Raw genomic sequence first — 26378 nt, forward strand, 5'->3', positions numbered from 1 at the left:
TTGAAATTGTTAAAAATCTCGTTAAACGAAAATTTTTTTTGCTTGAAAAAAATGAGGAATAAAGGACAATTATGTTGATAATAGTTCTCATTTTCACTATATTATCGCGGAGATTAAAATTTACAAACAGGAAGTAAATAATGAAAAATTTCATAACAAAATTAAATATATTTTTGTTAATTTTCACTTTCAACGCGCTTATAAATATCAGCTCAGCTCAAGATAGAATTGTTATTGCGGGTGGCTCATTAACCGAAATTGTTTTTGCGCTGGGTGAAGGGGATAAGGTAGTCGGCGTTGATAAAACTAGCACTTATCCACAATCTGTCACCACTCTACCCCAAATTGGTTATTGGAAATTATTAAATATAGAAGGAATTTTATCTTTAAACCCAACGTTATTTATTACTTTAAGTGATGCAGAGCCCGATAATATTATTAGTCAAGTTACTCAAGCTAAAGTTGATGTTTTATCTTTACAACGTGTGCCTGGAACTGTTGAATTACTTTATGAAAATATTGAAAAAATAGCTAACAAACTACAAAAACCAGATCAAGGACAACAGCTAATAAAGCATATCAAGAATAATCTTTTACAAATCCAACAAAAAATAGATATGCAATCCACTAAAGCCAAAGTTTTATTTTTAATGAGCATGGGTGGAACCAATTCAGTAGCAGGTAAAAACACCACAGCGGATGCTTTAATTACTATTGCAGGGGGTGAAAATCTAGCTAAACATAAAAGTTATAAAAGCTATACAGCCGAATCAATCATTGCAATGAATCCTGATGTTATTATTTTAAATAGCCACTCAATTCAACAACTTGGTGGAGTTAATAAAATCGACACTATACCAGGTATCACAGAAACAGCAGCATTCAAAAACCACCGAATTATTACCATTGATGACGGATATCTATTTGGTATTGGCCCCCGAGTGGATGAAGTTGCAAAGATTCTTTGTGACAGCTTTTATCCTCAATAACTGTTGAGGATAAAACTGAAATAAAAAATTGTTTAGCAGATTGATTAAATTTAAAAGATGATCAACTTAACTGTTAATTAATCTGAATGATTTTATTTAGTTTATTATATTTGAAAGGATTAAAATGATTAATTTCACTAAATTTAAAAAAACCAGCACGTTAGCTTTGGGCTTGACAGTTGTCATGCCAGCAATGGCTACGGGCAAACTCGATGATGAAAACTACGACGTCATAACTGTGACCGCTCACGAAGCAATTAAAAAACCAGGTACAAATACTGAAATATCCGAACATGATATCCGCCGTGACGGCGGTACTAATTTTGGTACTCTCATGCGTTATCAACCACTCATTTCAGCTCCAGGTAATATTTCAGGTTCAGGTACCGGTAAAAGTAGTTGGGACCGAGGAGGCTTCAGTGGCTATAATATTCGTGGTCTAGATGCTAACCGCGTATCAATTGATGTTGACGGTATGCCATTACCTATAGCACAAGGCCGAGTTAATTCAGTAGGTCGGGCAGGTTTCGGTTCTTATGGTATTGGTCGTGATTACATCGATACTTACATGTATAATAAAGTTGATATTCAATCAGGTGCCACATCTGTAAGTAATGCGAATAATGCCCTAGGCGGTTCGGTATCCTTCCAAACTAAAACGGCTAGCTATTATCTATATCCAGGTAAAACCAGTTATTTTGGATTCGAAAACAATTATGACAGTTCTGATAGAAGCTATCATCAAGGTATTACTATGGCTGGTGGAGATGATCACCTCAATGGCATTATTGTATTAAGTCGTCGAGATGGACAACAAGCAAGAAATCACGGTGATTCAATAAGCAGTTATCCAGAAAATTGGCACTCTAACTCAATCTTAGCTGGCTTTGGTTGGCAAATGACAGAAGAACATTTACTCAATACGACTGTCGATTACAATAATAAAACTAAAAATTCCCATTACGATACTTGGGACCAAAAAGGTAAACACATTGAATCACTCGACCATCAACGCAGTAAAAATAACCGCTTTAACTTAGCAATTAAAGATACATGGCAACCTACCAATATTAGTTGGATTGACACATTAACGACACAATTAAATTACCAACGGACTAATGTCTTTGATGACACAAAATTGCAGCACAAATCCAAAGGTAATTTTTATACTCAAACCAACTATAATACTAAATCATATAATTTTATTACTACTTTAATAAAACAAATTGATAACCAAAAAATCAGCGCTGGTTTAAATGGTAAATGGAGTGAAGATGAATCGCCATTCTTTACATCAGCTAAATCACAATACGTCGATACTTTCCCGGACGGTGATTATTCCAAACCACAAGCCGATAGTAAAAGTTATCAGTTGGGGGGATTTTTTGAAGATCGCATTAGCTTTAATACCAACAATAGTAATAACTTTTATTTAGTGCCTGGTGTCAGAGCAATTTATCAAAATACCAAGCCACGCAATCTTGAAAACATGTCAGTATCAAATGTTAATTCACATCAATTAGGTACACAATATAGTAGTAACAGTGATTTCAAAATTTTACCATCAATGGCATTAATGTATGATATTAATCCTAATTTCACTGCTTATCTACAATATAAACGTAGCGCTCAAATGCCAAATCAGAACCAATTATATGGCTCTTATTTAGCGCACAGCACTATGTATGTACTTGTTGGCAACTCTAATTTAAAAACTGAAACGGGCGACAATTTTGAACTCGGTGTAAAAGGTCAACCAATATCAGGTATTACATTATCGTCATCTGCTTTTTATAACAAGTACAAAAACTTTATTGCCTTTACGCGTTATAGGAAAAATTTTGTTGGTATAGGCAATCGTTTAGTTTATCAATCTGAGAACCGTGACAAAGCTTATACCTATGGTGCAGAATTAAATAGTGAATTTAATATTGGTACTTGGGTAGAATCACTCAATGGTTTAAGCGCACGTTTCGCAATTGGCTATAACAAAGGTAAATCAAAATCAAGTTATTTAGGTGATAAATACATTGAGATGGATACTATTGCACCATTAAAAAGTACTATTGGTTTATCATGGGATGATCCAAATAAATTCTACGGTGTTTCCTTAACAACAACATTCCAAAAAGGTAAGAAAACTGATGCCACCTCCCGCGAAACATATCGCAACGAAGGCAAACCAATTGAAGACTCATCTGATGATTATTTTAGAATCGCTGGTCACGGTATTGTTGATTTAACAGGTTATATAAATATTACCAATAATATTAGACTAAGCGGAGGAATCTACAACCTTACTGATCAAAAATATTGGGATTACCTCAGTAATAATAAATTATACAGTACATCAGATCATAAATATCTAGAGATGTTTACCGCACCGGGTAGAACATTCCAGTTAGGTTTAAATATTGATTTCTAGAAATATCTTAAAATATATTTATCATTTTCTAACCCGCTAATGCGGGTTATTTTTTTCCAAAAAGTATTACATGTAATATTTTTGTGGTAATATTGCTTACATAAATCTAACAAATTATCTAACAGATAGGTTTACCACACCAATTAAAACATCTAGTTTAGGTTTAACTATCTATTTCTAAAAAACATTTTAAAATATACTCATCATCTTCTAATGCGCTATTACGGATTAATTTTTATAAAAAAATATTACATGTGATATTTACATGTAATATTTTTGTGATAATATGGTTTACATAAATTTAACAAAACACCAAACGGGCGTTATGAAAAAAACCAAAGAGACCAAAAATTCAGCTTTTTACCAGCAACAATACCGACAACGGTTGCGTGAACAAGGTTTGGTCAAAAAAGAAGTTTGGATTTTACCTGAAAATACAACTAAATTATTGGAAATCGAAAAACAATTTCGCCAGTCTTTAGTTAAAGACAATAATATTAATCGTAAACAGGAATTTAATGAAATGGAAAGAAATGAAATTTGGTCAATAGAAACTCTTTACAATAAATTAATGCAATCAGAATTAGTTAAGCAAAGCCATGCAAGTATTGAAATCATTGATGGTATGGATGCTTGCTTGCATATCATTATGCATGAATATGGTGATTTGCCTTTATTTTTAAGTATATCAAATCAACAAATTGTTGTTGAATGTTTACTTTGGCCAGTTGATATTGTTAAAAATAAAACTCAATTCAATGAAGAAATTTTATGCACTCGTAAACTATTTCCATTATCAACAATAGCAATTGAAAAAGCTGGAGACGGCTCGGTCAACTACATTATGTATGGTGCGTTAAGTTCATCTTCACTTTTAAGTAATATTGTCTATGAATTAGAAACTTTATCTGACAATGTTATTAAAGCTACAGAAGCTTATGAACATCACATCAATCTTAACTAATTAAATTTATATAAATAATAAGGAGATTAAACATGGCTATCTTCAAAAAACTTGTTACAGCTCTTCGTGGTGGCATCAATGAAGCAGGAGAAGCGATCGTTGACACTCAAGCTCTAAGAATTCTCGATCAAGAAATTCGCGATGCTGACAGTGAATTAAAACAAGCTAAAGAATCATTAGCAAATATACTTGCACAACAAAAACTAGCAGATAAAGTTGTTAAAGAAACACAATCTAAAATTGATGAATATGAAAGTTATGCAATCAAAGCTCTTGAAAGTGGCAATGAAGAATTAGCACTTGAAGTGTCTGAAAAAATTGGATTTCTTGAAAGCGAACTTGAAAACAATAAGCAACAAGCCACTTACTTTGCTGAAACTGTAAAAAGCTTACGTCAATCAATTTCACAAACAGAAATCAATATTCGAAATTTAAAACAGCAAGTTGATATTGTGAAAGCAACTGAAAGCGTTCAAAAAGCACAATCAGCAGTTGCACAACGATATGGCGGTTCAACTGCAAAATTACAAACAGCTCTGGATTCTTTAGATAGAATAAAAAAACGTCAAGAGAAAAACAGCGCAGTCATTGAAGCAAAAAATGAATTAGCTAAGCTTGAAACTCAAAGTACGCTTGATAGTAAGCTTGAAGCAGCAGGAATCAAATCAGGCAACCAAAATGCTGCTGCAATATTAGCCAGATTAAAAGAAAAGCAAGAAAATCAAACTATTTAATAAAATAAAATTTTAGGTTAATATAGTTAACGTAATAAATTATTTAATTAATTTAGACTAGTTAATTCGGAAAATTAATATAAGGGAAAATAATGGAGCTTTTCTGGGGTATATTTTTTTCTTTTCCAGTAATCATATTTAGTGGGTTGTTAACACTTTGTGTATTATATTGGTTGGTTGCTGCTTTTGGTATTTTAAGCATTGATTGTTTAGATATAGAACTAAATGTCGATGTTGATGATATACCATTAGACATTCCAAATACTCCATCAGGATTTACAGGCCTATTGATGAAATTAGGTTTTAATAAAGTCCCAATGACACTTATTGTCACTTTGATTTCATTAATAGGTTGGTCAATCTCTTATTTCGCCTTTCGTTTCTTTATGTTACCTCTGTGTGAATTATTGCTAATTTATTACATAGCTGGTTTTTTTATTTTTTTAACTGCCTTTATTGCTGCAGTATATCTTACCGCATTTATTATAAAACCTCTTCGACCACTGTTCAGTAAATTAGAAAGCACTAATAATCATAAATCATTATTAGGGCAAACTGTTGAGATTCGTTCAAGCTATGTGAATGAAACAAAAGGAGAAGCTATTTACGAAGATGGTGGCGCTGGTTTAATTTTACAAGTTAGATGCACGAGCTCATATCAATTCAAACGTGGGGATAAAGCTGTTCTACTACGTTATGACACAACCAATAACAGCTATGAAATTATTAGCGTTAAAGAATTTAATGGATAGAAAAGTAAATATTTTTTTGGAGAATAATAAATTATGTCAATCAATACTGATACCATCATGTTTTTTCTAGTGATTGTTGGAATAGTCTTTCTGGTAATCGTTGGATTTTTCTTATTGTTTAAAGCGTTCTATATCAAAGTTCCGCAAGGTACAGCACTTATCGTTAATGACATGACGTCAAAACCTAAAGTGCATTTTACAGGTGCGTTGGTTTACCCTGTCATCTACAAAAAAGAATTCATGAAAATATCATTAATTACTTTTGATGTAGAACGTCGTGGTAAAGATGGTTTAATTTGTAAAGACAACTTACGTGCTGACATATGTGTCGCTTTTTATCTTCGTGTTAATGAAACAACTGAAGATGTTTTAAAAGTTGCTAAGTCAATTGGTGTAGATAGAGCGTCTGATCAAAAAGCGGTAAGTTCACTATTTAGCGCGAAATTTTCAGAAGCGTTAAAAACAGTAGGTAAGCAATTTGAATTATCTAAACTGTTTGAAGATCGTATGAATTTCCGTGAACGTATTATTGATGTAATTGGTAAAGATCTTAATGGTTATGCACTTGAAGATGTGGCTATCGACTATTTAGAGCAAACCCCAATCAAATCACTCGATCCTGATAATATTTTTGATGCCGAAGGTATTAACAAAATTACCTCGATCACAGCTGTTCATAAGGATGAAACTAATAAACGCGAAAGAGATCTTGAATTAGCTTTAAAGAAAAAAGATACCGAAACAATTGAAGCCAAATTAGAACTTGAACGTCAACAAGCGGATGCCGAAGCTCGTCAAAAACGCGAAATTGAAACCATTCGAGCTCGCGAACAAGCTGAAACATTAAAAGTACAAGAAGAAGAACGTCTAAAATCGGAACAAGCAAGAATCCAAGCACAACAAGAAATTGAAGTGCGTGAAGAAAATCGTTTGCGTGAAGTTGAAGTTGCTCAGCAAAATCGTCTTAGAGCAATTGCTATCGAAGAAGAACGCGTCGAACGTGCCCGTTCATTGGAAATTGTTGCTCGTGAACGAGAAGTAGAATTGCAACGCATTGAAAAAGACAAAGTTCTTGAAGAAGAAAAGAAACATATTGCCAATGTAATTCGTGAGCGAGTTGCAGTTGAAAAAACGGTAGCTGTTGAAGAAGAAAATATCAAAGAAGTACGAGAAATTTCTAAAGCTGATCGTGAAAAACAAACAACTATTATTGAAGCAGAAGCTAGAGCTGAACAAGAGTTAGTTAAACAAGTTAAGCAAGCTGAAGCAGATGAACAATCATCTAAACACCGTGCAATTGAAATTAGTACAATAGCACAAGCTGAACTTGAGGTTGCGGCTAAACAAGCTGAAGCGAAAAAACAACTTGCTCAAGGTATTGAAGCAGAAGAAGCCGCTATCGGTTTAGCAGAAGCCAAAGTTCGCAAAGCTCGTGCTGAAGCAGAAGAAAAAGAAGGTTTAGTAAAAGCAAATATTACTGCTGAACTTTTACTTGCTGAAGCAAAAGGTAATCAAGAAAAAGGCTTATCAGAAGCAAAAGTTATTGAAGCAAAAGCAATAGCAACAGAAAAACAAGGTCTAACCGAAGCTAAAGTTCTTGAAGAAAAACTTTCAGCTCAAGCTCGCGGTGATGAACGCATTGGATTTGCTAAAGCTGCAGCAACTAAAGAACAAGGTTTAGCTGAAGCACTGGTTATTCGTGAACGCTTAACAGCCGAAGCTAATGGTCTAGTTGAGAAATTCCAAGCGATGGGTACGATGAATGAACAATCTAAAAATCATGAAGAGTTCCGCTTGGCGCTTGAAAAAGGCTTCGAACAAGCTATGGCTGCTATTGCTGCTAATAAAGAAATTGCTAGAGAACAAGCAGATGTTCTTGCTGCTGCATTTAGCAAAGCGAACATTGAAATTGTTGGAGGTAATGATAACTTCTTTAACAGCTTCTCTAAAGCTATCAGTGTCGGTAAAGCTATTGAAGGAACTGTAAATCAAAGCCCAGTATTACAATCTGCTTTACAATCAGTACTATCACGTTTATCTGGTAATAAAAATATCGATTTAAACGAAACACTAAAAAATACTGATTTAAAAGCACTGGCTAAACAATTTTTACCGTCAAATAGTGATGAAAAAAGCGAATAATGAAAGGAATGATGATTTATAGCATCAAACAATTCAATTATCGTTAAATCGTTATTAAATTAACATTATCACTATTATCTTCCTTCGGTGAAATATTAGATTTTACCGAAGGTAATAGATTTTCTGTAACAAAATCAAGAGTAAAAAATGGCAGAAATAGAACAAGAAAACGAGCAACAAAATACACTCGATAAAGCAGTCGCAGAAGGCGGAGCCTACGAAATTCTTCGTAAACGTTTGACATCATTGGGCCAAGAACTCAATCAAAAAACTGAAGCGTTAAATCAACAACGACTTTCTGAATTTGGTAAAAGCGATATGTCGATCATCGGTCGCATTCGCATAAGAACCGAAAACAATTGTATCGCTCGAGATATCGTTAGATTTGGTGATTGGTTATTATTTGGTTATAACGTCTTTTTAGGGTTAAAAAAAGAAACCAAAATTGAAGATGTATTTTCACTTTATCAACTTGTTGAACGTGATGAAAATTATGAAGCAGATCCCGTTGATCTATCAAATACCTTTTTAAATATTGACCGTTTTGTTCAAGACTTCAATGAACTTTATACTTACTACAAAAATGCTCAACTATTGCAACTTGTTGAACGAGATGGCAAGCTCCTTGCCAGTTTCCAGATTGGTGAAAGAGTAAGTGATATTCGGGTATTTCGCTGGTCAATATCCAGTGATAAAAAAACGATTGATTATATTGATAATCGAGGTGAACGTGATATTGCTTTACCTCCTGCTTATGATTTTGAATGGACTGAAACCACCCGTGAAAACATCGTTAATGGTCGATTCTCTCATGTAAATATTCTTGATACCGTTTTTGTTGAAACCATTGGTGGTGACCTTACCATAAAATGTGAAAACAATACTAACGATGGATTAGGTATTTATCGTGAAGAAGTATTAGATAAAAATCAATCAATAAACGACGCAAAAATCGAATATGCAAAAGTAGGTGCACTAATTCTTTTAAAAGTCCTACCCTACCGAGAAGACAATTGGCGATATCTAATCTATAACACACTTACCCAAAAAGTACAAAGAATTGACTTTATTGGTCAAGCTTGTATTCAACTTCCAGAAGATCATGGGGTGATATTCCCAGGTGGTTACTATCTACAAAATGGGGAATATAAAACATTCGATCAATCTATGGGGGGAATGCGTTTTAGACGAATTCGTCGTTCACCAAATGGGGAAGATGTTTTATATATTTTTTACGATCCAAATTCTGGTCGCTTAGCTTTATTCAATTACAACATGATAGAGCGAAAATTGGATAACCCAATTCTAGGTCATGGTTACGCTGTATTTGAAGATGGCCGAATGGTCGTATTTGAAGGCGAAAATGATGAACCAACTCGTGTTCATCCTATGCAAATCTGGCAAACGCCTTTTTATAGTGACGAATTTGCAGCAACACAGCCAACCCACAATACCTTTTTAGGCAAAATCGGCAACGCAGAATTAGTGCGTGGTATTTCTGATCTCTATTTTATTTCTCGCGAAATTGATAATCAATCCGTCTCTTCGCAACTATACGGCAAACTAAGTGAAGATACTAAAAGATTATTTGATAGTTATTTTTGGCTTGCTGATGAAAAAAACCTATCATTTTCACCAATACTTCGTAATATTACCCAAACTAGTGAATTAGTACTTGATGAATATGAAAAAGTAGAAAGCATACGCCGTCAATCCGAAAGTGCGATGCGTGAAGCCATTACCAATCAACAAGATTTATTAACTAAATTATATCCTGATAGCTGGCAGGAAACTCAAGAATTTGTCGATGCGCTTAATGCAATAAAAATGCAATTAGGTCGCCTTGTAACATTAAGAACCTATCGTTATATCAATTTAGAACAAATTGATAAAATGGAAAATGAGCTGAAAGAACGTCAATCTTTAGTTTCATTGGCAACCGCCGAATTTTTAGGTAGTGACAAAGCACTTGAACCATTTATTTCAAAAATAGATAATATTGAAAAATATCTTGAGCAAGCTGACACTGTCGCCAAGCTTATTGAGCCAATAAACAACACTGACGAAATGTCCAATGACTTGGATATGCTTTCGCAATTAATGGCATCATTAAAATTTGAAGACGTTACACTACAAACTAGAATTATTGAATCAATTGCTGAAGTTTATGCCAAACTAAATCAAACCAAAGCAAGGATCAATCAAAAACGAAAAAATCTATCTAGTGTCGAAATGATTGCGCAATTTGGCGCCCAATTCAAACTATTTAGTCAAAGCATCGCAAGTGCTTTAAGCATCGCAACCACACCAGAAAAATGTGACGATGAACTCTCAAGGCTACTTGTTCAACTTGAAGAACTTGAAAACCAATTTAGCGAAAGTGAAGAGTTCCTTAATGACATTCTGACGAAACGCGAAGAAATATTAGAATCTTTCGAAACACACAAACAAGCATTACTTGAAGATCGTACAAGGCGCACCGAAGCCCTACTTACCGCAGCTGTTCGCATTTTAGATAGCATTCCGAGACGTACGGCTAAATTTTCGGATCAAAATGAACTTAATGCTTTCTTTGTGGCAGATCCTCTAGCATTAAAAATTCGAGAAATTGTTGAAAAATTGAGAGATCTGTTTGATAACGTCAAAGCCGATGATATTGAATCACGTTTTAAAGGTGCACGTGATCAGGCCATACGCGCATTACGAGATAAATCAGAAATATTCGAATCTGGTGGCAACGTTATAAAATTAGGTCCAAAACACAAATTCAGCGTAAACACACAAGAGCTTGACCTAACTATTGTTCCGAAAGAAACTCATTTATGTTTGCAATTAACGGGTACGGATTATCAAGAGAAAATAGAGAATAGTAAATTAGAAAGTTATAAACCGTTCTGGACTATATCACTTGAATCAGAGTCACCAACAGTCTATCGTGGTGAATATCTAGCCTACTCTATTATCAACGCCATATTAAAAAAAGATCTTGATATCAGTTATGAAGAATTAGTTACTCAATTAAGTCAACCTGAAAGTTTGGTTAAAACCGTTCGTGATTATGCAGCCATGCGATATCGTGAAGGTTATGAAAAAGGTATTCACGATCACGACGCGGTAAAAATCTTATCAAAACTTATTCCACTAGGTGAAGCAGCCGGCTTATTGCGTTACAATCCATTAGCTCGTAGTTTAGCTATATTATTTTGGCAACATAATCAAAAAAATGATGTCGCAAAATTATGGCCGGAACGAGCCAAGACTTGCAAAGATATTCAAGCTCTATTTGGTCATGATGAAGGATTAATTAATCTACAAACAGAAATGGCTACAGAGCTAAATCAATTCTTGCAAACGTATCCAATAAAACATGATTATTTTCATATCAAACAAGCGACTGAATATTTAAGTTATGCGCTGTCTGAAATACCGCAAGAGTTTAACTTAAGCAAATACAGCATTTACATGTATGAAGGACTAAAAGCCAAGTTGGAAGAGCTTCATATGTGGGGCGATTTTAATCAATCGCAACTTAATTTGAAAACTCGCTTAGCTGATCGTTGGAATCTTATTGAAAGTTGGTATAAGGGACTTTGCACACTTCCTCAATATCAGAAATTAGTCGACTACATACCTGAAGCAATTTTGCTATGCATGCTAGACAAAGAAAATAGTATAAGCATGCAAATTAGTGAACTTGAACTGGATATAACGGTTAGCGACTTGTTAGGCGAACATCCAACAATCAAACAAGGGGTTTTAAATATCAACCTTGATGATTTCTTCAGTCGTATGCGCAAACATGCACGAGTCATCATTCCAGAATTTCGTCATTATCAGACTTTACGTCAAGAAGTTCTTGATGAACAGCGATACTTTTTGCACATTGATGAATTCAAAGCTAAACCGTTAAGTTCATTTGTTCGCAATAAACTTATCAATCAAGTTTATCTTCCTATCATTGGTGATAACCTAGCCAAACAAATGGGTACCGTCGGGGAAAGCCGACGAACCGATTTAATGGGATTATTATTACTTATCTCCCCTCCTGGTTATGGTAAAACAACATTAATGGAATATATCGCTAATCGTTTAGGCCTGATATTTATGAAAATTAATGGGCCAGCATTAGGACATAGTGTTTTATCTTTCGATCCTGAACAAGCGCCAAATGCAACAGCACGTCAAGAACTTGAAAAGTTAAATTTAGCCTTGGAAATGGGTAATAATGTCATGCTTTATGTGGATGATATTCAACACACCAATCCTGAATTTTTACAGAAATTTATCTCATTATGTGATGGTTCACGTCGTATCGAAGGTGTTTGGAAAGGTAAAACAAAAACTTATGATTTAAGAGGTAAAAAATTCTGTGTGATAATGGCCGGTAACCCATATACCGAGTCAGGTGAAGTATTCAAAATACCCGATATGTTAGCTAACCGTGCTGACATATATAACTTGGGTGAAGTTCTTGGTGGAATGGATGAAGTTTTTGCATCAAGTTATATTGAAAACTGTCTCACCTCTAATTCAATTCTGTCTCCTTTGGCATTACGTGACCTTAATGATCTGTATCATCTAATTGATCATGCCCAAGGCAAACCACTTAATACCAATGAATTGAGTTATGACTATAGCCAAGCTGAAATAAGTGAAATTGTTGCAGTTCTACGCCACTTATTAAAAATTCGTGAAGTAGTATTTAAAGTTAATCAACAATATATCATTAGTGCAGCACAATCGGATAAATACCGTACTGAACCTCCGTTCAAATTACAAGGTAGTTATCGAAATATGAATAAACTCGCCGAAAAAATTTCATCAGTAATGAATGATGAAGAACTTAATCAAGTTATTGAAGATCATTACTTGGGTGAAGCACAATTGCTAACTAACGGCGCAGAAGAAAATCTACTCAAATTAGCCGAAATTCGAGGAGTATTAACAAAAGAACAAACAGAGCGATGGCAACAAATCAAAAATGACTTTATGCGAAATAAAACGCTAGGTGGTGACGAATCCAATACTGGAAATCAAATTGTCACTCAACTCGCTGATCTTGTACAAAGCGTACAAGCGTTAAAGTTATAAAATATGCAGACTAAACTATCGCTAATCACATAGTTTAGTCTGCTCATAAATCACATCTAAACTAATAAAAATAAAAGCGGGACCACTCTTCCCGCTTTATTAAAAAACTACTCCATAAAACATATAAATACTATCGTTATTCAAGCATTTTAGTGCATCACTTAATAATTCTAAATTAACTCATATTAAATTTTGTAAGAAAGTATTAAACATTGTGATTTTACAATAGTAAAAATTGGCACACTTTGATATAAATTTCCAATGATTTATTTGTATTGTCTAATTTACTAAAAAACTAAAATATCAAATCCTTTTTCAGAATACTTTATCAAAAAAATCTGTTAGGTAACTTGTTTGTTATTAGAACAGTGCACCGCGAGCAATTTCCATCCACTCTATTACCAATTGAATTAACAGAAAAAATGAAAGAAGAGATTAAGAGAGCAGGATTTAAAATAGGCACTGGAGAGCAAATTATCATTGATAAGTCTGAAAATATTTTAAGAATTGCAGGATTAATTAATGATGCATTTGAATACACTAAAAATGATGAAAATTTTAAACGAAAATAATTAACTTCCTTGCATTCAAAGCCGCTTATAGCGGCTTTTCAATAATAATCATTTACAAAATTTAATTGCCTAATTCACTTATTTATTTGTTTTTATATATTAACATGTAAAAATAAGTCTAAATTTTTAAATTAACAAAAGGAATTCAATCATGATAACAGGCAATTGTTTATGTGGAGAAGTTGTTTACCAGTTAAGTAGTGATATTAAAACTATTGTGTTTTGTCATTGCTCAAGATGTCGTAAGCAAACTGGAACAGCATTTAATGCATCCGCAATAATAAAAAAAACAGATTTAACATTCATTAGAGGTGAATCAAATATAAAAAATTATGCCAGTAATGGCGTTAATCGCCATTTTTGTTCAAATTGTGGATCGCATATTTTTTCAGTTCGAGAAAATGATAGTAATACTTACCGTTTACGTATCGGACTTATTAATGAACCAATTATCACTGAAGATCGTATACACGTTTATACCGATTCAAAAGCGAACTGGGATAATATTTGTGATGGGTATACTCAATACCCTGACGCTATAAACTCGTCTGATTTTATCCCTAATAACAATTAGGTATGGTTCAATTTTAACTTAGCATTTTGGTGAAATTAAAAAGTTAATTGGTTAAATTGATGATATTTTGTCAATCCAGTCGAAAAACAGTTAAAAATCATTGACGGATCAAAATAGATTTATATAATACACTGCGTTTACTCAAAAAAACGCATCAAAGTCTCCTTAGCTCAGCTGGATAGAGCAACGGCCTTCTAAGCCGTAGGTCACAGGTTCGAATCCTGTAGGGGACGCCATTACTAGGTTCAAATACATTCTAAAAACCCTTAATTCCAAGCTTTCCACTTAAATTAACATGCATTTATATTTTATAAAATCCTATAAATTCAAAAGGTTGTGACTACATTTAGGACTACACTATAGAAAGATTTAAAGCACATTAATCATACTTTAATGTTTACAATACCACTTAATTAAAAATATCTGCTTTGATGTCGAGCCATCCCTACAGTCCTATGCACGCTATAGCCCAACGTCGAAAACTGCTGAGGTATTTATTAGTCGTAAACGGATTAAACATAATGGCGATCCTGTTTTGGCTTGGGCTATAGGTAATGTAGTAATGGAAACAGATGCAAATGCCAACATCAAGCCCAATAAAAAGAAAGCAGCCAACAAGATAGACCCTGCAGTTGCTTTCCTCATGTCATTCGGTACCTACTTACTTGAATATGGCGAGATAGATATCAACCTATCAGATGAATAAAAATAAGCGTTATACGAGTTCAAGAAATTTTTCGATATCTTCTCGTAACTTTTCTAGATTAGTATTCTGATTAGGAGCTTCCCTTTCTTCCATGGAAGTATATTTTTGGTTTAAATTTTTAAAGTTAGTTTTTCGAAAGTTTACCAATTAACGATTTAATTCTGACATTAACTTATTTGAAGTTGTTCTTAACTTTCTTTCATAAAATATAATTGGAATAAAACATACAATGGTATCCATTCATTTATTCCTTTTATCTAACAAAAATCTGCTTGACTTTGGACTTAACAATAATTCTACATTGAGCAAATTAGATATTATTTTATTAATAATAGTTTCTAACTCTTTTTTATTTGATTCATTTAAATTATCACAGATAAGATTTAAATCTATAAAAATCAGGTAGTTTTCATATAATTGATAAGTTGTGACTTTTAAAGAATTAACCAACTCTTGTCTGTTTTTTGATAAAATCTCGATTTCTATCCACTTCCTATCAGCCAACCGACCTCCTAAAGCTGCACTAATTAAACTTAATATTGCAACCAAAATAGGAACAGCCCATTTTTCATTCTCTACTATCCATTCTTTATAAACAATTAGCTAATAATACATAAAAAATCTTAATTTATGACTTTCTAAGAAAAAATAGTTTAAATAATACCATGTTATTAACAATATATAACATTATAGAAACACAAGGTTAATTATTTTAATATTATAAATAATTTTATTAGTATTGTTAGTGCCATAAAATCTGAAAAAGAAGTTTTCTTTTAGTTTTTCCATCATTAATAAAATATCATAAACTCTTTGATTTTTAGGATTAAACTAAAAAAGAGATAATAAAATTTATTTAATAACACTTTGATATTGAGTGCGATCATGAGTACTGTGGTCACTATAAAATCAAGGTAGACTTATACGTGATTTCAAACAGTTAATTATCAAAACTTAAAATAATATTTATATATTTTCTACTATTTTAAGTTGTATAATAACAGTTTTTTTAGGTTTTATTGAAAGATTTTTACTTTTTTAAATAACTAAGGCTAATTTTTTTATATTTTTTAGCATAAAATAACCTTTAATTTATTGCCTATTAAGCTAATTTTTTTTTATTATCATGTTGTTCAAGAGCCTTTTTAGTTCTTTTTATATCTTTTTTAATAGAATTGATTTTTTTCATTATCTAGAGCAATATTCTCTGGAGCAATACCCATATTTTGTATCATTACCTCCCTCACGGTTTTACCAACACTTTCTGCTGCTCTTTGAAGCGGCTGTTGCCCTTTAATATTTTGATTTTTAATTTTTTCTTCTGTCTGTGAAATTCGAAATATGTTGGCAGCTAATTCTGTAGAGTTCATATAATCAAGCAATGTCTCTTTTGAATTTTTCAATCCTTTTTTATTTTTAAGTTGATTTATATTCATGTTATACATTCCTCTATATCCAGCATTTTGAAACAAAGCATAATCAACAACCCCATGAGCTTTAGCCATTCTTCCTAAAGATTTTTCTTGATTAGTAATTTCTCCACGTAAATAAACGCGATTAACTTTATCATGATTTTGGTAAGCAGTCTCAATTTCATCAGCCAAATTAGCAAAATAAGCTTGAGCCATAGCTACAGTTTTATTACTTATATCACCATTCAATACTGTTAAATAGCAAGCAAAACGGGTTAATTTAAAATCATTATGATAATTTGGAGAAGAATATTGTATAAAATTTTCAAAAAAAGGAATGTTTAATGATGTACAAACAGTCGATGCTTTATTTATAGCTTTATTTATCGCTGACATGTCTTTATAACCAAGCATTGCTGCTAAATCAGATGCTAACCAGTAAATTATACCATTTTGCTTGGCAAAATCATCAAAAGTTAGTTCTGAATTGTCAGTAAAAACCATTGTTTGTTGTGTCATATCAAATCCAAATTTACCCATTTAACTTTCCTTATGTTATCACGAAATAATTAAAATTTTTTATTATTAAAATATTAAATTTAAGAAAACTAAAAAAACTAATGATTATTATAACTGGTATAATATTTGATTAAAAATCTGATCGTTCTCCTCAATAGAATTGATTTATTTAACATGACTTTACCATAAATGTAAAGTGGTTCCAATTTGTTTTGATAACTTTTTTAGACATTTTATTAACTGAAAATTTACAAGTGAATTTTTTTATAATCTTTAAAAGATTTCAATTAAAATTACTTGAGAATACAAAGATTTATTTTCTATAGTCATTTAATTATTAGAAATAAATGTATTATAAAATGAATTTTATTTTTTTATGATTATTTATCTATAATCACTATTTTTTGTTCCAAAAGTAAAAAATTTCATCAATCTATAAAAATTTAAATATTCTTTATATTAAAGTCTTTAATTTTAGTAAGTATTTTATAAATATTTGTAATTTCAAAAAACTAAATTATTAATTTTATTTTTTGTTTCCTATTTTTAGTTGGCTTAGATGTTTAGATAAACTTAGCAATATTGGTAGATTTTTAATTTTTTTTTCAATAATTCTACCAATATAATATTTAGCAATAACATAAGTTATTTGGCATTAGCTATTTGAGCCTTTAGCATGGCTAGCCGACTTTGACCTTGTTGCATTTTCTTTTCTGGTGATAGTTGGTTTGGTACATCTTGCCAATCTAAATCATCTTGAGGTAATTCTAATAAAAATCGACTTGGTTCGACATATACTGTTTCACCAAACTGTTTACGTTGACGACTGAATGAGAAAGTAAGTTCATGCTGTGCTCTTGTGATACCTACATATGCAAGACGACGCTCTTCTTCAATATTATCTTCATCGATACTGGTCTGATGAGGTAATAGCCCTTCTGACATGCCAATCAGATAAACATAAGGAAATTCCAAACCTTTTGAAGCATGTAATGTCATAAGCTGAACTTGATCGAGATCTTCTTCGTTTTCATTACGCTCTAACATATCACGAAGAGTAAATCTTGCTACAGCTTGTTCTAAGGTCATACTTTCATCAATATCATCGCCTTGTAACATGTCATTTAACCAACTAATTAGCTGTTCAACGTTACGCATTCGCATCTGACCAGCTGTTGGTGATGCTGACGTTTCATAGATCCAACTTTCGTAATGAATACCATGTAATAGTTCATGAATAGCGTCCATTGGCTCAGTGTGTGATTTTTCAATTAATGAATCAAACCAATGAATGAAAGTATGCAACGTTTCCATACGTTTGCTTGAAAGTAGTTCCGTTAGGCCCATATCATGGCTTGCTTGATATAAACTCACGCCACGATGATTTGCCCACTCACCCAGTTTTTGAATGGTTACTGGACCAATTTCCCGCTTTGGAGTATTGATAATACGGATAAAGGCATTATCGTCATCAGGATTAGTCAATAAACGCAAATATGCCATAAGATCTTTAATTTCAATACGCGCAAAAAATGAAGTCCCCCCTGATATTCGATATGGGATGCGGTATTGCATGAGCATTTTCTCAATTAAGCGTGATTGATGATTACCTCGATATAATATGGCATATTGACCATATTGGCTGTTGTTAGCAAAACGATGGCCAATTAAGTCGTTTACCACCTTTTCAGCTTCAGAATCTTCGTTATCTGCGGATATTATTCTTAATGTTTCACCATAACCCAGTTCTGAAAAGAGTTTCTTTTCAAAAATGTGTGGATTATTTTCGATTAAAATATTAGCTACTTTTAATATACGACCAGATGATCGGTAATTTTGTTCAAGTTTGATGACTTCTAAATTAGGAAAATCTTGATTAAGTAATACTAAATTTTGTGGGCGGGCTCCACGCCAAGAGTAGATAGATTGATCGTCATCTCCAACTACCGTAAATTTAGCTCTATCGCCAACCAGTAATTTAATAAATTCATATTGGCTTGTGTTAGTATCTTGGTATTCATCTACCAACAAATAACGGATTCGATTTTGCCATTTTTCGCGGACTTCTTCATTATTTTTTAACAACAATGTTGGCAATAAAATAAGATCATCAAAATCTAAAATGCTACACGCTTTCAACTGTTTTTCGTATAGTTGGTAGCAATGCGCAAAAAGCTTTTCTTTATTGGTTTGCGCGCGCGCCATAGCTAAGGTTGAATCAACAATATCATTTTTCCAGTTTGATATCATAGCGCGAAGTTGATTAATTAGATCTTTATCCCCTTCCAGCCATTGCTGGGTTAATTCTTTCAATAATGCTGTTTGATCATGGTCATCAAATAATGAAAAATTGGATTTGATCCCCAAATGTTTATATTCTTTCCTAACAATATCAAGTCCCAAAGTATGGAACGTTGAAATTTTAAGTCCCCTAGCCTCTTGTTTAGTAATTGAATGAGCTATACGTTCTTTCATTTCACGTGCAGCTTTATTGGTAAAAGTAACTGCAACAATATGTCTTGGCAAATATTCTTTAACCCGAATTAAATAGGCAATTTTATTAATAATAACCCGAGTTTTGCCAGAGCCAGCCCCCGCTAAAACAAGGCATGGACCTGAGACATATTCGACGGCTTGTTGTTGACTTGAATTTAAACGCACAGAGTATAAACCATTAAGAAAATTGGCGGCTAGTATATAACGATATGCTAGCCACGTGCAATTGTAACAAATTTGAAATAAATTTTATTGAATAAAGGCTAAAGCTTGTTCTACAACCTCAATGCATGCACCTTTTTTATGAGCATTTTCGCTAAGATATCGACGCCACTGCCTTGCTCCTTTACAACCGTTAAAAATTCCCAGTGTATGGCGCATGATATGGTTTAGCTGTGCACCTTGGGTTAATTGTTGTTCAATATAAGGATAGAGTGCGCGGATAGCTGCTTTAGGTTTGATGATTGGTGAATCTGATCCAAAAATCTGTGAATCAATATGGGTTAGCAATAATGGATTTTGATATGCTTCTCGACCAACCATTACACCATCTACATGACACAGATGTTGTTTGATTTCGTCTATTGTTTTTATGCCACCATTAATGGCAATAGTTAAATCTGGGTAATCTTGTTTAAGCTGATAAACACGCTCATAATTAAGTGGAGGTACTTCACGATTTTCTTTAGGACTCAAACCAGATAACCAAGCTTTGCGCGCATGAACAATGAAAGTATTAGTATAAGGCATCACTTTATCGATAAATCCACGTAAAAAATCATAACTATCGAAATCATCAATTCCAATTCGTGTTTTGACTGTGACAGGTATATCAACCTGATCTTGCATCTGCTCAATGCAATCTGCGACTAAATCAGCTTTCCCCATTAAACAAGCACCAAACATGCCATTTTGTACACGATCGGATGGACAGCCTACATTTAAATTAATTTCGTTATATCCACGTTGTTGAGCCAACTTTGCACATTGTGCAAGTGCTTTAGGATCACTACCTCCTAATTGTAAACTAATTGGCTGTTCTTCTTGGTTGAAAGCTAAATAATCACCTTTGCCAAATAGTATTGCACCAGTTGTTACCATTTCGGTATACAAAAGCGTTTTTTTGGTTAGAATTCGATGGAAATAACGACAATGTTTATCAGTTAGATCCAGCATTGGCGCAACAGAGAAATGATTTAAATCAATTTTTTTTTGCAAACTTACCTCGACATTATAAGAAAAAGTGTTATTCTATCCGTCTTTTTTTTAAAACAAAGATTCATAGTATAAGGGAATTAACATGGATATCAATGAAACAAACATTATTTCAATTAACTCTACGGAATTATTAAGAAAACAAATGCGATTTATTGCGATTATGCAACAAATTTTTGGAGTCATAGCTATTATAGGTGGTGCGATTAGTTGTTTAGGTATTATCACCGCAATTATCGGTGTTCCCGTTATTTTGGGGGGGATAAAACTGTTTAAATCAGGAAATTCATTTAGTCTGGCTGCGAATCTGCAAAAAGCGGATGACTTTGTTGAAGCCATAAGCAATTTACATGGTTATTGGAAATTTCAATTAATCACTTTCATTTGTTCAATTATATTTTTTATTCTATATTTAATACTTATAGTTGTATTTGTAGCTTCTTTCGCTCAAGGCTATCGTTAAGTTCAGCTTGTCTGCACTATAGTTTATCTTTCTATGTTTTACTGAACTCAATAAAAAAGAAAAACCTCGCAACATTACGAGGTTTTTTATTTTACTGAAAAGATGGACGAAATTGCGACTAAAATAAAGTGTTAGATGATTATTGATTAGTCTCATCATCCGATTGTACGTTAATAGGATCTGATATTTCTTGTTTATTCATTTCTTCTAAAGATTTTGAATTTTCCAATGCTGAAACTTTAATATCTGTCACTCTACCCATTTTATCAAAATAAATGGAATACGTTCTTTGACTAATGCTTTCATGTTGTGGTTGTTGACGAAAAACATAATACCAAACGTTATCACCAAAAATAGAAGTTAACATCGGTGCACCCATGATAAAGACAACTTGATCTTTTGTTTGACCAACTTTTAATAAATCAATTGCTTCTGGTGTCACATAATTACCTTGATTGATGTCAGGTCGATACACCCAACTATCAACGACTGAACAACCAGTTAATAAAATACTAGTTAAAATTACAAGCGAGGTAAATTTACGAAACGGCATCTACACTTAACCTATTTTGAGAATATAATGGCGCCTATTATCGCTGATATTTTAGCTGAGTGCTAGCCAAATTAATAAATTCTTTCCCAATTGTGTAATAAAACAGTAATAACGCATTGATAATGTAAATTACTGCTTGACATTTATTTGCTTATCTACAAACTAATTAACTTATTTATAAATTCTATCCATTAACCATTAAAGGTAAAAAATGAAATTAGATACAATTGATCAAAAAGCAAGTTATGCTATAGGATTACAAATTGGGCAACAACTAAAAGACTCAGGTCTAAATAATTTAGATCTAAATGCATTAAAATTTGCAATGGAAGATGTATTATCAGGTAATCAACCTGCACTCCCTTTGCAAGAATTACATGATGCATTACGCCACGTACATGAACAAGCAACCAAAGAAAAGGCTAAACAGGCCGAAAAAATTGCGCAAGAAGGAAAAGATTTTCTTGCAGAAAATCTTAAAAAAGATGGCATTAAATCGACCGAATCTGGTTTACAGTATGAGATCATTACTGTTGGTGAAGGAGCACTACCAAAAGCAACTGATCGCGTACAAGTTCACTATACCGGTCAATTAATTGATGGTACTGTATTTGACAGTTCTGTTGAACGTGGTCAACCAGCTGAGTTTCCTGTTAATGGTGTGATACCTGGTTGGGTTGAAGCTTTACAACTTATGCCTGAAGGTTCTAAATGGCGTTTATATATTCCTCAAGAATTGGCTTATGGAGCACAAGGTGCTGGCGCATCAATCCCACCTTATAGTGCATTAATTTTTGATGTTGAATTATTGAAAGTTTTATAAGTAAAAATGGACGCGAAAGCGTCCATTTACATTTTAATTATGATTTGTTTTTGGTAAAAAATAAGAGCTAAATGCAGCGATAAACAATAAAATACTTGCTATACCAAAAGCAACAAGATGGGTATGTAGGTTATCATAAGCCCAACCGCCTAACCATGAACCAATCATAGCTCCGATTTGATGACCTAAATAAGTTAATCCAGAAAGTAGTCCTACAATTTTTACACCATAAATATCTGCGGTAATCGCCCCTGAAGTGGACAAAGCACCTGCCCAAACTAATCCTCCTAACACTGCAATAGTAAATAGTTGCCATTCATTTGATGCTAAAACCAAAGCAATAAAACCGATGCCTCTAACTAAATAAACCATCACTAAAATATTTTTTCTTTGGACAATATCAGAAAGATACCCAAGTGCTAATGTACTAAAAATGGCGACAAAACCAATCATTCCAATTGCATTAGAACTCACCATTTCATTAAATCCATGGTCAATGAGCATTGGAACACCATGTGTTCCTAATAAATTCATACTAAAACCACAAGTAAAAAGACCAAAACTAAGTTGCCAAAATGGTATAGTTTTTAATACTTCGCTAAGTTTTATACTTGATTGAGGTTCTCGTGCAGTATCTTGATTAAACTCAATGATATCTTTGTGATGATCTTTCATTATGATAAGTGCAACTGGCACGGCTATAATCATAAAAAGAATAGAAAAACCAACTAAAGTAGTTTGCCAACCATATATAGGAATGAAAAAAGCAAACACTGGTAGCATTACCGCTATTCCAGCCATACTTCCTGATGATAAGATAAATAAGGCTAATCCTCTATGTTTGTAAAACCACTTTGTCACAATAGGTGTAAAACTGACTGAGCCAACAAACGATGTACCAAATGACAATGCAATGCCAAATGAAAAAAGAAAATTCCAATAATCACGAGACATCGCCGACCAAATCGTTGAAAGTATAATTATCAGGGTACCAAGCAATAGCACAAAGCGAGTACCATATTTACCAACCAAATAACCAGCTATTGGCATAGCAATACCAGAAAATAGCATACCAATAGCGATAACACTAGAAAGAACACTGCGGCTAAAACCAAGATCGTTAGCTATAGGAAGGAAAAATACGCCCATGCTCATTCTAAGTCCGCTCGAAAGCAATGTTAAAATTGATGCAGCAACGACAATATTCCAACCAAAATACCATGAAAAACGCATACCCATTCCCAAAGATTTTTTATAGATAATTTACCAACTGTAATCTCATTTTAGTTTAACAATATGTATAAGTCATTTAATTTCCGTTATAATGCCACCAATTAACGACAATAGACAAAAGTGTAAGGAAAGTTATATGTCTACAAACATTATTCGTATCGCTATCGCTGGTGCCGGTGGCAAAATGGGACGACAACTTATTCAGTCTGTTGCGCAAATCGATGGCGTAACATTAGGAGCTGCATTTGAACGTGAAGGTTCCTCTCTTATTGGATCTGATGCAGGCGAACTTGCTGGTATTGATGTATGTGGCATTAAAGTATCGGACAACCTCGACCAAGCTAAAGATAAATTTGACGTACTCATTGATTTTACTCGACCTGAAGGTACATTGAATCACTTAGCTTTTTGTGTCGAAAATAAAAAAATGATGATAATTGGCACCACTGGTTTTGATGATGCAGGCAAACAAGCAATTGCTGATGCTGCAAAAAAAATCAGCATTGTTTTTGCGGCTAATTTTAGCGTTGGTGTAAACTTAGTACTTAAGTTGCTTGAAAAAGCGACTAAAATTATGGGCGATTATAGTGATATCGAAATCATCGAAGCACATCATCGACACAAAGTCGATGCCCCATCAGGCACCGCTTTAGCTATGGGTGAAGCAATCGCCGATGCACTGAATTGTGATTTGAAAGATCGGGCGGTTTATTGTCGTGAAGGACATACTGGTGAACGTCCTAAAGGAGCTATCGGCTTTGCTACCATTCGCGCTGGAGATATTGTTGGCGAACACACAGCCATCTTTGCAGATATTGGTGAACGAGTTGAAATTAGTCATAAAGCATCTAGCAGGATGACCTTTGCTAATGGTGCAGTGCGCGCTGCATTGTGGCTTGCAAAACAACCTATTGATTTGTATGACATGCGCGATGTCCTTAATTTAAATAGCTTATAAATTCCTAAGATGTTAGATGAAGTTTGGATGCAGCATGCACTCATGTTAGCTAAAAAAGCTGAAGAAATTGGGGAAATTCCTGTTGGCGCGGTTATTGTTGACGAAAATAATAACATTATTGGTGAAGGTTTTAATCAATCAATTTTGACACATAACCCCACTGCTCATGCTGAAATGATAGCATTAGCAAACGCAGGTGAATATTTAAAAAATTATCGATTAATTAATACTACCCTTTATGTCACATTGGAGCCTTGCATCATGTGTGCAGGCGCCATTATTCACAGTCGTGTTAAACGTGTTGTCTATGGTGCAAGTGATTATAAAACAGGAGCTGCAGGTTCGTTAATTGATATTCTTGCACATCAGGGGATCAATCACTATGCAGAAGTAACTGGAGGCGTGTTAGCAAATGAATGTGGTAATATTTTAAGTGAATTTTTCAAAAAAAGGCGCTTACAAAAAAAAGCACTTAAAAAGTGCTGCCAAGAAGTTTAAGGTTAACTATACGTTTCAGTAAAAAAGCAAGTATTTTTTTATAGTTTAATAAAAAATTGCCTGCTTATTCTTTTTAGTCAGGAAAATTGCTAAAATCTAGTTCGATTTATTTAAAAAGTTATTTTGAGCACAATTAATGAAAAAACACACATTAGAAATGATGATATCCGAAGAAGATATCAAAAAACGCGTAATTGATTTAGGTCTACAAATTAGTCAAGATTATAAAGATAGTCAAAACGAACTAGTTTTAGTTGGACTTTTACGAGGTTCATTTATATTTATGGCTGATTTAAGTCGAGCAATCACTGTTGGTCATGAAGTCGATTTTATGACGGCATCAAGTTATGGCAATGCGGTTGTTAGTAATCGTGATGTCAAAATTCTAAAGGATTTGGATGAAGATATCCGCGATAAAGATGTATTAATTGTTGAAGATATTATTGATACAGGTAATACACTAAGTAAAGTGATGGCAATCTTAAAATTACGTCACCCACGTAGCATTGAAATTTGTACTTTACTTGACAAACCGTCACGTCGAGAAGTAAACGTACCAGTAAAATATATCGGCTTTTCTATTCCAGATGAGTTTGTGGTTGGTTATGGTATTGACTATGCTCAGCACTATCGTCACTTACCTTATATTGGTCATGTAACATTACTTGACTCTTAATTAAGGATTAGTTTTAAAATTTAAAAAACAGGCAAGGATGAATAAATGATCGAGTTAACAGATATTACAAAGACGGTAAATTTACAATTTGATATCATCGGTTATGAGTTCCCTGACAGCAAAGATGATTGGTGTTTGCTAAAAGTCATCGTCCAACAAAGTGGTAATCGGTTTGAAAAAACCGATCCTGCTTTAGAAATAGCTGATTTACACACACTATACAATTGGTTTAATGATTTATCAAAAAGCAAATTACCAAGTGATGCTAAGTTATGGTTTACTGAGCCTTGCTTTTCACTTGCATTTATTTCTTATAAAAATCAAATAGTAACAATTTCAATTACACTTAGTTGTGAACTTGAACCAGATTTTTGTCTTGATGCTCACTATGAGTTACAAGATAATTGGACAATCGTTTTTGAATTATCTAAAGATAACTTAGCAACGATACTAAAACATCTAAAACAATGGATTGTAAAATTCCCTTATCGAACATAATATTCCATGAGAATTAACTTTATTTTACAAAGCGTATCATAGACGATGAAACAACAAATATGTTAAATTTACAGACAATAACAAA

Annotated in this window: 21 protein-coding genes, 1 tRNA gene and 1 pseudogene; 17 read left to right on the plus strand and 6 right to left on the minus strand. The window is 33.2% G+C overall.

Translation table 11 applies throughout. The features are described 5' to 3' along the window. Positions 1–140 precede the first annotated feature (140 nt). From H3S73_RS06890 to H3S73_RS06940, 11 genes and pseudogenes are all read left to right on the plus strand, one after another. Positions 141–989: a hemin ABC transporter substrate-binding protein gene (locus tag H3S73_RS06890; protein WP_198236277.1), complete on the plus strand. Its 849-nt coding sequence runs from the start codon at positions 141–143 to the stop codon at positions 987–989. Between the two features lie 124 nt (positions 990–1113). Further along, entirely contained in the window at positions 1114–3414 is a 2301-nt protein-coding gene (locus H3S73_RS06895) for a TonB-dependent receptor domain-containing protein (protein WP_198236276.1), read from the plus strand. Between the two features lie 325 nt (positions 3415–3739). After that, positions 3740–4378, plus strand: a complete 639-nt coding sequence (locus H3S73_RS06900; protein WP_198236275.1) for a YjfI family protein — start codon at positions 3740–3742, stop codon at positions 4376–4378. 32 nt (positions 4379–4410) lie between these two features. Next, complete coding sequence (locus H3S73_RS06905; RefSeq protein ID WP_198236274.1) at positions 4411–5112, plus strand: PspA/IM30 family protein; 702 nt, start codon at positions 4411–4413, stop codon at positions 5110–5112. 92 nt (positions 5113–5204) lie between these two features. Further along, positions 5205–5864 (plus strand): OB-fold-containig protein, encoded by a 660-nt coding sequence (locus H3S73_RS06910; protein WP_198236273.1) that lies wholly within the window; start codon positions 5205–5207, stop codon positions 5862–5864. 33 nt (positions 5865–5897) lie between these two features. Beyond that, entirely contained in the window at positions 5898–8006 is a 2109-nt protein-coding gene (locus H3S73_RS06915) for a hypothetical protein (protein WP_198236272.1), read from the plus strand. A 147-nt stretch (positions 8007–8153) separates the two neighbouring features. Then, positions 8154–13097, plus strand: coding sequence for a DNA repair ATPase (locus H3S73_RS06920; RefSeq protein ID WP_144091387.1), 4944 nt, complete (start codon positions 8154–8156; stop codon positions 13095–13097). Between the two features lie 422 nt (positions 13098–13519). Next, positions 13520–13669, plus strand: a complete 150-nt coding sequence (locus tag H3S73_RS06925) for a hypothetical protein (protein WP_198236271.1) — start codon at positions 13520–13522, stop codon at positions 13667–13669. Between the two features lie 151 nt (positions 13670–13820). After that, positions 13821–14243, plus strand: a complete 423-nt coding sequence (locus tag H3S73_RS06930; protein ID WP_198236270.1) for a GFA family protein — start codon at positions 13821–13823, stop codon at positions 14241–14243. 159 nt (positions 14244–14402) lie between these two features. Then, positions 14403–14479: transfer RNA gene (locus H3S73_RS06935), tRNA-Arg, on the plus strand. 194 nt (positions 14480–14673) lie between these two features. Next, positions 14674–14949, plus strand: a pseudogene (locus tag H3S73_RS06940) (terminase TerL endonuclease subunit); the annotation flags it as partial. Between the two features lie 240 nt (positions 14950–15189). Here the strand turns inward: H3S73_RS06940 and H3S73_RS06945 are convergent. The 4 genes from H3S73_RS06945 to dusA form a co-directional block, all read right to left on the minus strand. Beyond that, positions 15190–15453 (minus strand): hypothetical protein, encoded by a 264-nt coding sequence (locus H3S73_RS06945; RefSeq protein WP_198236269.1) that lies wholly within the window; start codon positions 15451–15453, stop codon positions 15190–15192. 662 nt (positions 15454–16115) lie between these two features. Further along, the gene (locus H3S73_RS06950; RefSeq protein ID WP_198236268.1) at positions 16116–16901 is read right to left on the minus strand and encodes a BRO family protein; all 786 of its coding nucleotides are present in this window, start codon (positions 16899–16901) and stop codon (positions 16116–16118) included. A gap of 624 nt (positions 16902–17525) precedes the next feature. Continuing rightward, entirely contained in the window at positions 17526–19541 is a 2016-nt protein-coding gene (rep, locus tag H3S73_RS06955) for a DNA helicase Rep (RefSeq protein ID WP_198236267.1), read from the minus strand. Between the two features lie 84 nt (positions 19542–19625). After that, complete coding sequence (gene dusA / locus H3S73_RS06960; protein ID WP_232352948.1) at positions 19626–20594, minus strand: tRNA dihydrouridine(20/20a) synthase DusA; 969 nt, start codon at positions 20592–20594, stop codon at positions 19626–19628. 82 nt (positions 20595–20676) lie between these two features. Here dusA and H3S73_RS06965 point away from each other — a divergent pair, with 82 nt between their 5' ends. Beyond that, positions 20677–21054, plus strand: coding sequence for a DUF5362 family protein (locus H3S73_RS06965; RefSeq protein WP_198236266.1), 378 nt, complete (start codon positions 20677–20679; stop codon positions 21052–21054). 139 nt (positions 21055–21193) lie between these two features. Here the strand turns inward: H3S73_RS06965 and bamE are convergent, their stop codons facing one another. After that, positions 21194–21607: an outer membrane protein assembly factor BamE gene (bamE, locus tag H3S73_RS06970; RefSeq protein ID WP_198236265.1), complete on the minus strand. Its 414-nt coding sequence runs from the start codon at positions 21605–21607 to the stop codon at positions 21194–21196. Between the two features lie 211 nt (positions 21608–21818). Between bamE and H3S73_RS06975 the strand changes: the two genes are divergently transcribed. Further along, positions 21819–22430 (plus strand): FKBP-type peptidyl-prolyl cis-trans isomerase, encoded by a 612-nt coding sequence (locus tag H3S73_RS06975; protein WP_144091938.1) that lies wholly within the window; start codon positions 21819–21821, stop codon positions 22428–22430. A gap of 33 nt (positions 22431–22463) precedes the next feature. Here H3S73_RS06975 and H3S73_RS06980 read toward each other — a convergent pair whose 3' ends face one another. After that, positions 22464–23663, minus strand: a complete 1200-nt coding sequence (locus H3S73_RS06980) for an MFS transporter (RefSeq protein ID WP_198236264.1) — start codon at positions 23661–23663, stop codon at positions 22464–22466. A gap of 136 nt (positions 23664–23799) precedes the next feature. On the opposite strand from H3S73_RS06980, the gene dapB reads away from it, so the two are divergent. The 4 genes from dapB to H3S73_RS07000 all read left to right on the plus strand — a co-directional run bounded on the left by dapB (position 23800) and on the right by H3S73_RS07000 (position 26293). Beyond that, positions 23800–24621 carry a 4-hydroxy-tetrahydrodipicolinate reductase gene (dapB, locus tag H3S73_RS06985; protein WP_198236263.1) on the plus strand — a complete coding sequence of 274 codons (822 nt, stop codon included), beginning with the start codon at positions 23800–23802 and terminating at the stop codon, positions 24619–24621. A gap of 9 nt (positions 24622–24630) precedes the next feature. Further along, a complete protein-coding gene (gene tadA / locus H3S73_RS06990) occupies positions 24631–25119 on the plus strand; it encodes a tRNA adenosine(34) deaminase TadA (protein WP_039127190.1) in 489 nt (162 codons plus the stop codon). A gap of 136 nt (positions 25120–25255) precedes the next feature. Next, on the plus strand, positions 25256–25795 hold the full coding sequence (gene hpt, locus H3S73_RS06995) for a hypoxanthine phosphoribosyltransferase (RefSeq protein ID WP_065737232.1): 540 nt from the start codon (positions 25256–25258) through the stop codon (positions 25793–25795). A 45-nt stretch (positions 25796–25840) separates the two neighbouring features. Beyond that, complete coding sequence (locus tag H3S73_RS07000) at positions 25841–26293, plus strand: hypothetical protein (RefSeq protein ID WP_198227788.1); 453 nt, start codon at positions 25841–25843, stop codon at positions 26291–26293. Positions 26294–26378 lie beyond the last annotated feature (85 nt).

Source organism: Gilliamella sp. B14384G12, assembly GCF_016101825.1.
In the GTDB taxonomy this organism is placed as follows: domain Bacteria; phylum Pseudomonadota; class Gammaproteobacteria; order Enterobacterales; family Orbaceae; genus Gilliamella; species Gilliamella apicola_N.

Coding starts and splice junctions, on each gene's coding strand:
- bamE (WP_198236265.1), bottom strand. CDS start 21,607: ATGCCGTTTCGTAAATTTACCTCGCTTGTAATTTTAACTAGTATTTTA.
- H3S73_RS06890 (WP_198236277.1), top strand. CDS start 141: ATGAAAAATTTCATAACAAAATTAAATATATTTTTGTTAATTTTCACT.
- H3S73_RS06910 (WP_198236273.1), top strand. CDS start 5,205: ATGGAGCTTTTCTGGGGTATATTTTTTTCTTTTCCAGTAATCATATTT.
- H3S73_RS06900 (WP_198236275.1), top strand. CDS start 3,740: ATGAAAAAAACCAAAGAGACCAAAAATTCAGCTTTTTACCAGCAACAA.
- hpt (WP_065737232.1), top strand. CDS start 25,256: ATGAAAAAACACACATTAGAAATGATGATATCCGAAGAAGATATCAAA.
- H3S73_RS06950 (WP_198236268.1), bottom strand. CDS start 16,901: ATGGGTAAATTTGGATTTGATATGACACAACAAACAATGGTTTTTACT.
- H3S73_RS06965 (WP_198236266.1), top strand. CDS start 20,677: ATGGATATCAATGAAACAAACATTATTTCAATTAACTCTACGGAATTA.
- H3S73_RS06905 (WP_198236274.1), top strand. CDS start 4,411: ATGGCTATCTTCAAAAAACTTGTTACAGCTCTTCGTGGTGGCATCAAT.
- H3S73_RS07000 (WP_198227788.1), top strand. CDS start 25,841: ATGATCGAGTTAACAGATATTACAAAGACGGTAAATTTACAATTTGAT.
- H3S73_RS06895 (WP_198236276.1), top strand. CDS start 1,114: ATGATTAATTTCACTAAATTTAAAAAAACCAGCACGTTAGCTTTGGGC.
- H3S73_RS06930 (WP_198236270.1), top strand. CDS start 13,821: ATGATAACAGGCAATTGTTTATGTGGAGAAGTTGTTTACCAGTTAAGT.
- H3S73_RS06980 (WP_198236264.1), bottom strand. CDS start 23,663: ATGCGTTTTTCATGGTATTTTGGTTGGAATATTGTCGTTGCTGCATCA.
- H3S73_RS06975 (WP_144091938.1), top strand. CDS start 21,819: ATGAAATTAGATACAATTGATCAAAAAGCAAGTTATGCTATAGGATTA.
- dapB (WP_198236263.1), top strand. CDS start 23,800: ATGTCTACAAACATTATTCGTATCGCTATCGCTGGTGCCGGTGGCAAA.
- H3S73_RS06925 (WP_198236271.1), top strand. CDS start 13,520: ATGAAAGAAGAGATTAAGAGAGCAGGATTTAAAATAGGCACTGGAGAG.
- tadA (WP_039127190.1), top strand. CDS start 24,631: ATGTTAGATGAAGTTTGGATGCAGCATGCACTCATGTTAGCTAAAAAA.
- H3S73_RS06920 (WP_144091387.1), top strand. CDS start 8,154: ATGGCAGAAATAGAACAAGAAAACGAGCAACAAAATACACTCGATAAA.
- H3S73_RS06915 (WP_198236272.1), top strand. CDS start 5,898: ATGTCAATCAATACTGATACCATCATGTTTTTTCTAGTGATTGTTGGA.